This window comes from Solwaraspora sp. WMMA2056, from assembly GCF_030345095.1.
In the GTDB taxonomy this organism is placed as follows: domain Bacteria; phylum Actinomycetota; class Actinomycetes; order Mycobacteriales; family Micromonosporaceae; genus Micromonospora_E.
Map to the genome: position 1 here is coordinate 4,908,409 of NZ_CP128360.1, position 11,759 is coordinate 4,920,167.

General features: G+C 71.3%; 11 protein-coding genes and 1 tRNA gene. All 12 read right to left on the minus strand.

Annotated features, from left to right (window positions below):
- Positions 1-13: 13 nt before the first annotated feature.
- Positions 14-973, minus strand: a complete 960-nt coding sequence (locus O7608_RS22125) for a tyrosine-type recombinase/integrase (protein ID WP_289206431.1) — start codon at positions 971-973, stop codon at positions 14-16.
- 113 nt (positions 974-1,086) lie between these two features.
- Positions 1,087-1,160: transfer RNA gene (locus tag O7608_RS22130), tRNA-Pro, on the minus strand.
- Between the two features lie 93 nt (positions 1,161-1,253).
- Positions 1,254-2,639, minus strand: coding sequence for a ribosome biogenesis GTPase Der (gene der, locus O7608_RS22135; RefSeq protein ID WP_289206432.1), 1,386 nt, complete (start codon positions 2,637-2,639; stop codon positions 1,254-1,256).
- Positions 2,636-3,316 (minus strand): (d)CMP kinase, encoded by a 681-nt coding sequence (cmk, locus tag O7608_RS22140; protein ID WP_289206433.1) that lies wholly within the window; start codon positions 3,314-3,316, stop codon positions 2,636-2,638. Before cmk ends, der begins: the two co-directional genes overlap by 4 nt.
- A 100-nt stretch (positions 3,317-3,416) precedes the next feature.
- A complete protein-coding gene (locus O7608_RS22145) occupies positions 3,417-4,157 on the minus strand; it encodes a pseudouridine synthase (RefSeq protein ID WP_289206434.1) in 741 nt (246 codons plus the stop codon).
- Entirely contained in the window at positions 4,144-4,980 is an 837-nt protein-coding gene (gene scpB / locus O7608_RS22150) for an SMC-Scp complex subunit ScpB (RefSeq protein ID WP_289206435.1), read from the minus strand. The genes O7608_RS22145 and scpB overlap by 14 nt, the downstream gene beginning before the upstream one ends.
- Positions 4,977-5,966 (minus strand): segregation and condensation protein A, encoded by a 990-nt coding sequence (locus O7608_RS22155; RefSeq protein ID WP_421361221.1) that lies wholly within the window; start codon positions 5,964-5,966, stop codon positions 4,977-4,979. Before O7608_RS22155 ends, scpB begins: the two co-directional genes overlap by 4 nt.
- 24 nt (positions 5,967-5,990) lie before the next feature.
- Positions 5,991-6,920 carry a ParA family protein gene (locus tag O7608_RS22160; protein WP_282227613.1) on the minus strand — a complete coding sequence of 310 codons (930 nt, stop codon included), beginning with the start codon at positions 6,918-6,920 and terminating at the stop codon, positions 5,991-5,993.
- Between the two features lie 194 nt (positions 6,921-7,114).
- Entirely contained in the window at positions 7,115-8,074 is a 960-nt protein-coding gene (locus O7608_RS22165; protein WP_289210985.1) for a site-specific tyrosine recombinase XerD, read from the minus strand.
- A gap of 17 nt (positions 8,075-8,091) precedes the next feature.
- Complete coding sequence (ald, locus tag O7608_RS22170) at positions 8,092-9,207, minus strand: alanine dehydrogenase (RefSeq protein WP_289206436.1); 1,116 nt, start codon at positions 9,205-9,207, stop codon at positions 8,092-8,094.
- 185 nt (positions 9,208-9,392) lie between these two features.
- Entirely contained in the window at positions 9,393-10,010 is a 618-nt protein-coding gene (locus O7608_RS22175; RefSeq protein WP_289206437.1) for an NUDIX domain-containing protein, read from the minus strand.
- Positions 10,007-11,704: a CTP synthase gene (gene pyrG, locus O7608_RS22180; protein WP_289206438.1), complete on the minus strand. Its 1,698-nt coding sequence runs from the start codon at positions 11,702-11,704 to the stop codon at positions 10,007-10,009. The genes O7608_RS22175 and pyrG overlap by 4 nt, the downstream gene beginning before the upstream one ends.
- Positions 11,705-11,759 lie beyond the last annotated feature (55 nt).

Here is an 11,759-nt window from a genome sequence, read left to right on the forward strand (position 1 = left end):
GCCGACCACCTACCTACACGCGTTCGCCGATACCGATGCGCTGCTGCGTCGCCATCGCCCGCTCGGCAGCGGCACTGGCCCCGTACCGGCGCGGCATGTCCTCCGACGCCCAGCCCAGCAGCAGCATCAGATCGCCGGTGTCCGCACCGGCCAGCTTCCACTCGTGCGCGAAGCTGTGCCGCCACCGGTGCGCGTGCAGATCCGGCACCCCGGCGGCGGCGCCGAGCCGCTTGAGCCGGATCTTGATGCCGTTCGGAGTCAAGGGCGCCGCGCCCCGGTCGGCCAGCCACAGGCTCGGCGACGCGGCGCCCTTGTGGTTGTCCCGCGCGCGCAGGTACCGCGACAGGGCCCGCGCGGTCTTCGGCCCGAACCGCACCCGCCGGTCCTTGGCGCCCTTGCCGTGGAAGTGCACCGACTCGGTGTTCATGTCCACGTCGGAGACCAGCAGCATGCCCACCTCCGACAGACGGGCGCCGGTGTTGGCGTACAACCGGACCAGCGCCTCGTCGCGCAGGCCGACGAACCCCTTGCCCCGACACGCCTGCAGCACCTTCGCCGTGTCCGCCTCACCCAGCACCGGCACCAGCTTGGTCGGCGTCTTCGGCGGCCGCAGCCGGTCCATCGGATTGCGGTCGATGACCTGCTCGTCGCCCTGCAACCAGCGGAAGAACTGCTGCAGACACTTGTACTTGTTCAGCGCCGTCGACGCCGAGCGGGTTTCCACCATCCACGCCTGGAACGCCTCGACGTGCGCCCTGGAGACCACACACGGGTCGGCTGCGCCGTCGTCGGCGTCCGGGTCCGGCGAGTGCTCCCCCAGGTACCGCGCCAGCTGCGCCGCCGCGAGGAGATAGTTGTACCGAGTCGTCTCCGGATAGTTCCCCGAACGCAGCGACCGGTCCCAGTCCCGCAGGAACCCGGCCCACGTCCGGGACAGTCCTCCGGTCAGCTTCTGAAGATCCAACAGTGCCATGGCAACCTGCCCGAGTTTTGTAATTCAACAGCGGCGTGCTAGACCGGGCATCCATGCCAAGCAATGAAAAGAGGGCTTCCGCAAGTCGTTGACCTGCGGAAACCCTCGCGCTGTCGGGACGGCCGGATTCGAACCGACGACCCCTTGACCCCCAGTCAAGTGCGCTACCAAGCTGCGCCACGTCCCGTTGCCGTCAAGCAGCACCTGCGGCAACCGGTACAGCGTAGCGCATGGCGGATCCGGACGACACGACCCCTACCCGGCGGGCCGAGCCTGCGGGTCAGCCGTGGGCCTTGCCGCGACCACCCGGCCCGACCTGCTTACGGGGGCGCACCGACACCTCGATCGGGGTGCCCTCGAAACCGAACTCCTCGCGCAGTTTCCGCTCGACGAACCGCTGGTAGCCGGCGTCGAGTGGGCCGGTGGTGAACAGGACGAACCGGGGCGGGGCGACGCCGGCCTGGGTGGCGAAGAGGATGCGCGGAGCCCGGCCGCCGCGTACCGGGTGGGGGGTGGCCTGGACCAGCGCGGTGATCCACTGGTTGAGCTGCCCGGTCGGGATCCGCGTCTCCCAGCTGGCCAGGGCGGTCCGCAACGCCGGGGCCAGCCGCTCCACGGACCGGCCGGTCCGGGCGGAGATGTTGACCCGGATGGCCCAGGGGATGCGACGCAGATCGCGTTCGATCTCCTTCTCGAGGTAGTAGCGCCGGTCGGCGTCGACCAGGTCCCACTTGTTGAAGGCGATCACCAACGCCCGACCGGCCTCGACGACCATCGACAGCACCCGCTGGTCCTGCTCGCTGAGGGTCTCGCTGGCGTCGAGCAGGACGACGGCCACCTCGGCGGCCTCGATCGCCCCGGCGGTGCGCAGGCTGGCGTAGTACTCCGTACCGCTGGCCCGGTTGGCGCGTTTACGCAGCCCGGCGGTATCAACGAACTGCCACGGTTCGCCGCCGATCTCCACGATGCTGTCGACCGGGTCGACGGTCGTTCCGGCGACCGAGTCGACGACCGCGCGTTCCTCCCGGGCGAGCCGGTTGAGCAGGCTGGACTTGCCGACGTTGGGCCGTCCGACGAGTGCCACCCGCCGAGGGCCACGCGGCCCGCCCGGCTCGGCCATCGGCGGCGGATCGGGCAGCGCGTCGAGGACCGCGTCGAGCAGGTCACCGGAGCCGCGCCCGTGCAGCGCGGAGACCGGGTACGGCTGGCCGAGACCGAGCGACCACAGGCTGGTCGCCTCCAGTTCGACGTTGGTGTTGTCCGCCTTGTTGGCCACCAGCAGGACGGGTTTGGCGCTGCGCCGCAGCATCTTGACGGCGGCCTCGTCGACGTCGGTCGAGCCGACCGTGGCGTCCACGACGAACAGCACCACGTCGGCGGTGGCGACGGCGGCCTCGGCCTGCGCCGCGATGGCGGCCGCCCGGTCGCGCGCGTCCGGTTCCCAGCCGCCGGTGTCGACGATGGTGAACTGCCGGCCGGACCAGTTGGCGTCGTAGGGCACCCGATCCCGGGTGACTCCCGGCACGTCCTCCACGACCGCCTGCCGACGACCGATGATCCGGTTGACCAGTGTGGACTTACCGACGTTGGGGCGGCCGACGACAGCGACCACCGGTACCGGCGCGGTCGGGTCGGTCAACTCCTGCGGTACCGCCTCGGCGTTCACCGGGCGGCCTGGGCGGCGAGCAGGTGGCGGAGCTGGTCGACGACCTCGTCGATGCCCAGCTCGGTGGTGTCGAGTACGACCGCGTCCGGGGCCTGCCGCAGCGGATCCACGGCCCGGTTGGAGTCGAACTGGTCGCGCCGGGCCAGCGCCTGGGCGGTGGCCGCCACGTCGGCGGCGGTCTCGGCGCTGCGGCGCATCGCCCGGGCCTCGGCGGACGCGGTCAGGTAGACCTTGAGGTCGGCGTCGGGGGCGACGACCGAGGCGATGTCCCGCCCTTCGACGACGATCGGCGCATGGGCGGCGATGAGGGACCGTTGTTCGGCGACCATCCGTTCCCGGACCGCCGCGACGGCGGCGACCGCGGAGACCGCGGAGGTCACCTCGGCGCTACGGATCTCGCGGTCGACCGAGACACCGTCGGCGCTGATGTGCGGGTCTGTCGGATCCGTGCCGACGGTCAGGGTGACGTCGGCGGCGACCTTGCCGACCCCGTCCGGATCGTGCGGATCGACGCCGGAACGCAGTACCGCCCAGGTGACGGCCCGGTACATCGCGCCGGTGTCCAGGTACCGGGCACCGGTCGCGCCGGCCAGGCGCCGGCAGACGGTCGACTTTCCCGATCCGGACGGGCCGTCCACCGCTACCACAAAGTGCCCGGTCCGTTCCTGCTCAGCCACCGTCGCTCCTCTCACCCGCACCACTGTCCCCGGCCGTCCCACCGAGGTACGTCGGCGCGCACCCTCACGGGTGCCCACCAACGGGCTCCATCATGCCTGGCTAGTCATTGACTGCTGCGAACAGGGCGGCGACCTCCGCGTTGTTGAGCCGCCGAGTCCGACCGGGCCGCAGGTCACCGAGCCGGATCGGTCCGATGGCGGTCCGGACCAGCCGGGAGACCGGGTGCCCGACCTCCTCGAAGAGCCGTCGGACGATGCGGTTGCGCCCCTCGTGCAGCACCACCTCGACCTGGGCGGTCCGACCGAGGGTGTCGAGCAGTGCGTATTTGTCCACTTTGGCCGGCCCGTCGTCGAGGTCGACGCCGGCGAGCAACCGGCGGCCCACCGCCCGGGGAACCGGTCCGGCGACCTCGCACAGGTAGGTCTTCGGCACACCGTACGAGGGGTGCATCAGGCGATGCGCCAACGTGCCGTCGTTGGTCAGCAGCAGCAGGCCCTCACTGTCGGCGTCCAGCCGGCCGACGTGGTAGACCCGCTGGTCGACCCGGTCGAGCAGATCCGACAGCGCGGTCCGGCCCTTTTCGTCCGCCATGGTCGACACGACGCCGCGGGGCTTGTTCATCGCCAGGTACGCCAGCCGGTGGTCGGTGACGATCCGTTCGCCGTCGACGTGGATCACCGCGTTGCGCGGGTCGACCTTGTCGCCCAGTTCGGCGACCCGCCCGTCGACGGTCACCCGCCGTCGGAAGATCAGGTCCTCACAGGCGCGGCGGGAGCCGACGCCGGCGGCGGCCAGCACCTTCTGCAGGCGCTGCACACCACTGTCGTCATCGTTGGGCATCGGCGATCTCTTCCACGTCGTCGGGCAGGAACGGCGCCAGCGAGGGTAGCTCCTCGACGCTGTTCAACCCCAATTTCTCCAGGAACAGGGTCGACGTACGGTAGAGGTAGGCGCCACTCTCCGGCTCGCTGCCGCATTCCTCGATCAGCCCCCGTGTCGTCAGGGTCCGGATGACCCCGTCGCAGTTGACCCCCCGGATGGCCGAGACCCGGCCCCGGGTGACCGGCTGCTTGTAGGCGACCACCGCCAGGGTTTCCAGCGCGGCCTGGGTCAGTCGCACCGACTGCCCGTCGAGCACGAACCGCTCCACATAGGGCGCGTACTCGGGGCGGGTGTAGAGCCGCCACCCACCGGCCGCCCGGCGCAGGTCGAACCCGTGCCCGGCGGCGGTGTAGCTGTCGGAGATCTCCCGCAGCATCGCGCCGACCCGCTCGGTCGGCTGCTCCAGCACCTGCGCGAGCACGTTCTCGGAAACGGGTTCGTCGACCACCAGCATGATCGCCTCGATCGCCGGTCTGAGTTCGGCGTCGTCGAGCAGCGCCAGTGCGGCGGGTGCCGCCGGCTCCGGTTCAGGTGCCGGCTGAGACCTGGCGGTCGGCGCCGGCGGTGCCTCGGGCTCCGGCTCAGCCGCCGGCTCCGGCTCGGGCTGCCCGTCGGACGCGGCGGGTGGCTCCGCCGCCGGGACCGGCTCGGGCGCGGGTGCGGGGGGCGGTGCCGGCTCCGGGGCGGCGGCGTTCTGCGACGGTACGCTGGCCCGCGCCCACGGGGGCACCCAGGCCGCGGCCTGCTCGGCAAGCGAGTCGGGCTGCTCGTCGCTGCTCACGAAGCCTCCTCCTGGCCGGCGTCCGACTGACCGGCGTGCGGCCCGCTGGGATCTGACGGCGCGGCGGGCGTCGCCGCGGTGTCGGTTTCCGCCGGCTGGCCGGCGTACTCGTCGACGGTGAGCTCCGCTCCCCCGTGCGCGCCGCCGGTCCAGCGTACGGTGAGGTCGCCCAGCGCCTGCTCCTGGCTGAAGCCCACCAGACCTTCGCGGTACAGCTCCAGCAGCGCCAGGAACCGGGCGACGATCTCCAGGGTGGACTCGCAGTCAAGGCAGAGCGTCTCGAAGGTGGCGGTGCCGACCCGGCGCAGCCGGTCGCGCAGCAGGGTGGCGTGCTCCCGTACGCTGACCCGCACCTGGTGCACGTGGTCGATGGTGACGACCGGCACCACCCGTGGCGTCATCGCCTTGATGGCCAGTTTGGCCAACCGGGCAGGGCCGACGCCGAGCACCAGTTCGGGCAGCGCCCGGGCGTAGCGCTCTTCCAGGGTGACCGCCCGCGGGTAGCGGCGGGCACCGGCGGTCTCCAACTCGGCGATGTGCGCCGCAGCCTCCTTGAACGCCTTGTACTGCAGCAGCCGGGCGAACAGCAGGTCCCGGGCCTCCAGCAGCGCCAGGTCCTCCTCGTCCTCGACCTGGGCGGCGGGCAGCAGGCGGGCGGCCTTGAGGTCGAGCAGGGTGGCCGCGATGACCAGGAACTCGCTGGCCTCGTCGAGGTCCCAGTCGTCGCCCATCGCCCGGATGTAGGCGATGAACTCGTCGGTGACCTGGTGCAGCGCCACCTCGGTGACGTCCAGCTTGTGTTTGCCGATGAGCTGCAGCAGCAGATCGAAGGGACCGGTGAAGTTCGCCAACCGCACGGTGAACCCGGTGCCCTCGGCGGGCGGGGCCGCACCGGCGTCGTCGGAGGCCCCGGTCGGCGGCAGGGCCGCCGGGTCGGTAGCCACGTCGGCGGCCGTCGGTGCGCTCACCAGTCGACCGTAGTCCACCCGCTGCGCGAGCCGCACCGCAGGTTAGCGCTCCGCGTGGTGCGCGATGACCTCGCGGGCGAGCTGGCGGTAGTTGCGGGCACCGGACGACGCCGGGTCGAGGCTGGTGATCGGCGCGCCGGCGACGGTCGACTCGGGGAACTTGACCGTCTTGGTGATCACCGTCTGGTAGACCTTGTCGCCGAACGCCTCGACGACCCGCTGCAGCACCTGCCGGCAGTGTGTGGTGCGGCTGTCGTACATGGTCGCCAGGATGCCTTCCAGCTCCAGGTCGAAGTTGAGCCGCTCGCGGACCTTGTCGATGGTGTCGAGCAGCAGCGCCACACCGCGCAGGCTGAAGAACTCGCATTCCAGGGGGATCAGCACCCCGTGCGCCACGGTCAACGCGTTGATGGCCAGCAGGCCGAGTGACGGCTGGCAGTCGATCAGGACGAAGTCGTACTCCTTGCGGATCGACTTGAGCACCCGGGCCAGGGCCATCTCCCGGGCGACCTCGTTGACCAGCTGGATCTCGGCGGCCGACAGGTCGATGTTGGCCGGCAGCAGATGCAGTCCGGCCACATCGGTCTTGATCAGCACGTCCTCGGCGGTCACGTCGTCCTGCATCAGCAGGTTGTAGACCGAAAGGTCCAGATTGTGCGGATTGACCCCGAGGCCGACCGACAACGCGCCCTGCGGGTCGAAGTCGACAAGCAGCACCTTGCGGCCGTACTCGGCCAGCGCGGCACCGAGGTTGATCGTCGTGGTGGTCTTGCCGACCCCGCCTTTCTGGTTGGCCATCGCGATGACCCGGGCCGGGCCGTGCCGGTCGGTCGGCATCGGCTCCGGGATCGGCTTGCGCGTGGTGTACGCGGTCGGATCGGCGGGGCCGAGCTCGGCGCTGAGATCGAGCCCGGCCTGCTGTTCGCGGAGCGTCGAGGTCCACGCCTCGGCACGGTCACTGTTGCCCGCCATGTCCTGTGCGCCCCCTCCCGACGACTGCCCGGCGCCGGAGCCGACCGGCGTCTGCAGCGGCGTCGCCGCTGCGGGGCCTTCGCCTGCCGCCGTACGAAAGCCGCGCCGTTGCCCGACTGTACGCCACCGGGCGGGGGCGTGGCGGGCACCTGCCCGGCGTGTCGACCCGGCACGCCCCGTCGCCTGCCTGCGGATCAACGCCGAGCACGGGGATGCGAGGTGGCGTAGACCTCTCGGAGCCGGTCGACGGTCACCAGGGTGTAGACCTGGGTGGTGGTCACCGACGCGTGGCCGAGCAGCTCCTGCACCACCCGGACGTCCGCGCCACCGTCGAGCAGGTGGGTGGCGTAGGAGTGCCGCAGGGTGTGCGGCGACACCGCGTGCGTCCCGTCGACCGGCAGCCCGGCCCGTTCGGCCGCCCGCCGCAGCACGATCCAGGCACTCTGCCGCGACAGCTGCCCGCCCCGGGCGTTGAGAAAGATCGCCGGGCTGCCCCGACCGGCGGCGGCGAGTGCGGGACGCACCCGGGTCAGGTATGCGCGCAGCGCGTCGGCGGCGTACCGGCCGACCGGCACCAGCCGTTGCCGGCCACCCTTGCCGCGCAGCAGCACCACCGCGGCGGTGAGGTCGAGGTCGTCGACGGCCGCGCCGACCGCTTCGGATATCCGCGCTCCGGTGCCATAGAGGAACTCCAGCAGCGCGCGGTCGCGGACGGCCAACGGCGCACCGGCAGGGTCGAGGCCTCCGGCAGCGGTCAGCAACCGCTCGACCTGGTCGACGTCGAGCGCGCGGGGCAGCCGGCGGGGCGGTAACGCCGGGCGGACGTCCCGGCTGGCGTCGACGCCGGCGTGCCCTTCCCGGGCGGCGAACCGGTGCAGGCCCCGGATGGCGCTGGCGGCCCGGGCGGTGGACGCCGCCGACAGCGGTGCCTGCCCGTCGCCGCCGGCCCGCAACGTGGCCAGGTGGGTCGTGATCCGCTCGGGTCGCACCTGGGCAAGGTCCCGGACGCCGGTCGAGGCAAGTGCCGCCCGGTAGCGTTCCAGGTCACGGCGGTAGGACAGCACCGTGTTGCGGGACAGCCCGCGTTCCACCGTCAAATGGTCCAGGTAGCCACGGACGACGCGGTGCAGCGCGTCGACGGGTCGCTCGGGCAGGACGTCGTCGTGGTCGATCAGCCAAGCACCTCCGTCAACGGCCGGCTGGTCATGCCGTGCGCCTCGGCGACCGGGCCGTAGGTGAGCTCGCCGTCGTACGTGTTGAGGCCGGCGGCGAGGGCCCGGTCCCGGCGCAGCGCGTCGCGCCAGCCGTGGTTGGCCAGTTCGAGGGCGTACGGCAGGGTGACGTTGGTCAGTGCGTACGTGCTGGTGTGCGGGACGGCGCCGGGCATGTTCGCCACGCAGTAGAAGACCGACTCGTGCACCCGGTAGACCGGATCGGCGTGGGTGGTGGGCCGGGAGTCCTCGAAGCACCCGCCCTGGTCGATCGAGATGTCGACGAGCACGCTGCCGGGCTTCATCCGGGACACCAACTCGTTGGAGATCAGCTTGGGTGCCTTCGCCCCGGGGACCAGCACCGCGCCGATCACCATGTCCGCGTCGCGCACGGCCCGCTCGACCTCGTAGGTGTTCGACGCGACGGTCTGCAGGTGACCCTGGTAGATCGCGTCGGCCTGCCGCAGTTTGTTGATGTTGCGGTCCAGCAGCAGCACCTCGGCCTGCATGCCGAGGGCGATCGCGGCGGCGTTCATGCCGGACACCCCGGCCCCGATGACCACCACCTTGGCGGCGTAGACACCGGAGACCCCGCCCATCAGCACTCCGCGACCGCCACCGGAGCGCATCAGATGGTACGCGCCGACCTGCGGGGCCAGCCGACCGGCGACCTCGGACATCGGCGCCAGCAACGGCAACGCGCCGTCGGCGGTCTCCACCGTCTCGTACGCGATCCCGGTGACGCCCTGCTGCAGCAGGGCGTCGGTGCACTCCTTGGAGGCCGCCAGGTGCAGGTAGGTGAACAGCACCTGGCCGCGTCGCATCCGGTGGTACTCCTCGGCGATCGGCTCCTTGACCTTGAGGACGAGCTCGCCGGCCGCCCACACGTCGTCCGCCGTCGCCACGATGGTCGCCCCGGCCGCGGCGAACTCGTCATCGGTGATCGCCGAGCCGGCACCGGCGCCGGCCTCGATCAGCACCTGGTGCCCGGCCCGGACGAACTCGTGGACGCCGGCCGGAGTGACCGCCACCCGGTACTCGTGGTTCTTGACCTCGCGGGGAATTCCCACCAACACGTCGCCGTCACCTCTTCCGCAGGCACCGCTGCCCGTCCGTACTCGGCGCAGTCTAGGGCCGTCGGGCAGCGCGCCCGGCCAACACCTTGGCAGCCGATGCCGTCCGGAGTTGACGATGTGTCAGTCGGGCGCTCCCCGGCGACCGGCGGTGCCGCCACCCGGTCGCCGGGTGGCGGCACCGTCGGTCAACACGGCACCGGGTCGGTGGCCGGACGCAACACCGCCCAGCCGGTTCGCCGGGCACGGTCGGCGGCCAGCAGCCCGGCCACCGCCGCCGCGTTGGTGACCTCCCCGGCCAGGACCATCCGCACCGCCTCGTCGAGATCGACGAGGCGGACCTGCATCTCGGCCTCCTCGTCACGACGGTCGTGGCGCTGCGGCCGCGGCACCACCGACAGGTCGCGGGCGAGGAAGATCCTGATCGTCTCGTCCGAACAGCCCGGCGAGGTGTGCAGGTCGACCAGCAGGTCGAGTCGCCCGGCCTGCAGGTCGGCCTCCTCGGCCAACTCGCGCAGGGCCGCCGCAGGCAGGTCCTCCCCGCTGACGTCGACCAGTCCCGCCGGCAGCTCCCACAGGTACCGGCCGACCGGGTGGCGGTACTGGCGGACCAGCACGACCCGGCCGTCGTCGTCGAGCGCCACCACCCCGACCGCGCCGACGTGGCGCACGTAGTCACGCCTCGCCACGCCACCGCCCGGCATCGTCACGTCGTCGCTGACGACCGAGAAGACCGCGCCGGTGAACCGGTCGGTGCGCTGCCGCACCTGGTAGACGTGATGGTCCGCCGCCGGATCGCGCGTCACGACTGACCGCCGGTGGATCCGAGGTCCACCGGCAACTGGTCGGCCTCGGAGTAGACGATGACCGCACCGACGAACGCATGGAACAACGGGTGCGGCCGGGTCGGGCGGCTCTTGAGCTCCGGGTGGGCCTGGGTCGCGACGAAGAACGGGTGTTCGGCGGGGTCCAGCTCGACGAACTCGACCAGCCGGCCGTCCGGTGAGGTGCCGGAGATCCGCAGACCGGCCTTCTCCAGCACCTCGCGGTAGGCGTTGTTCACCTCGTACCGGTGCCGGTGCCGCTCGCTGACCTCGGTGGTGCCGTACGCCCTGGCGACGATCGACCCCTCGGACAGCCGGGCCGGATAGGCACCGAGGCGCATCGTGCCACCCAGGTCGCCGCGGCCGGCGACGATCTGCTCCTGATCGGCCATGGTCGCGACGATCGGATGCTCGACGTCGTCGTCGAACTCGGCCGAGTTGGCGCCGACCAGGCCGGCACCGTTACGGGCCACCTCGATCACCATGCACTGCAGACCGAGGCAGAGGCCGAGCACCGGGATACCGTTCTCCCGACCGTACCGGGCGGCGCCGATCTTGCCCTCGATGCCCCGGACGCCGAACCCGCCGGGGATGACGATGCCGTCGACGCCGGCCAACGCGGCCGCGGCGCCGTTCGGGCTGACACACTCGTCGCTGGGCACCCAGCGGACCTGTACCCGGGCCCGGTGCCCGAACCCGGCCGCCCGGATCGCCTCGGACACCGACAGATACGCGTCGGGCAGGTCGACGTATTTGCCGACCAACGCCACGGTGACCGTGTGCCGGGGATGGTGCACCCGCTCCAGCAGGTCGTCCCAGCTGCTCCAGTCCACGTCCCGGAAGGACAGGCCGAGCCGGCGCACCACGTAGGCGTCGAGTCCCTCCCGGTGCAGGACCTTCGGGATGTCGTAGATGCTCGGCGCGTCCGGCGCGGCGATCACCGCTTCCCGGTCGACGTCGCAGTAGAGCGACAGTTTGTGCTTGAGCTTGTCGGGGATCTCCCGGTCGGAGCGGCAGACGATCGCGTCGGGCTGGATACCGATGCTGCGCAGGGCGGCCACCGAGTGCTGGGTCGGTTTCGTCTTCAACTCGCCGGAGGGCACCAGGTAGGGCACCAGCGACACGTGCAGGTAGAAGCAGCGGTCCCGGCCAACGTCGTGTCGTACCTGGCGGATCGCCTCCAGGAACGGCAACGACTCGATGTCGCCGACGGTGCCACCCACCTCGGTGATCACCACGTCCGGCACCAGGCCCTGCTCGTCCGGCTCGCCCATCGCCCGGATCCGTGCCTTGATCTCGTTCGTGATGTGCGGGATGACCTGCACCGTGTCGCCGAGGTACTCGCCCCGGCGTTCCTTGGCGATGACCGCGGAGTAGATCTGGCCGGTGGTGACGTTCGCCTTGCAGGACAGGTCACGGTCGAGAAACCGTTCGTAGTGCCCGACGTCGAGGTCGGTCTCGGCGCCGTCCTCGGTGACGAACACCTCGCCGTGCTGGAAGGGGTTCATCGTGCCGGGGTCGACGTTCAGGTACGGGTCGAGCTTCTGCATGACCACCCGCAGACCCCGGGCGGTGAGCAGGTTGCCCAGGCTGGACGCGGTCAGCCCTTTACCGAGTGAGGACGCGACGCCCCCGGTGACGAAAATGTGCCGTACCGTTTGTGTCGAAGGGGCCAAGGCGTGCTCCCGTGGGTCGTCTGACTGGTCGTGCAGACCGGCGCGTCACTGATGA

Bases quoted from the DNA above. Each gene is read 5' to 3' on its own strand.
- O7608_RS22125 (WP_289206431.1), bottom strand. From the start codon at position 973: ATGGCACTGTTGGATCTTCAGAAGCTGACCGGAGGACTGTCCCGGACG.
- O7608_RS22145 (WP_289206434.1), bottom strand. From the start codon at position 4,157: ATGCCCAACGATGACGACAGTGGTGTGCAGCGCCTGCAGAAGGTGCTG.
- O7608_RS22160 (WP_282227613.1), bottom strand. From the start codon at position 6,920: ATGGCGGGCAACAGTGACCGTGCCGAGGCGTGGACCTCGACGCTCCGC.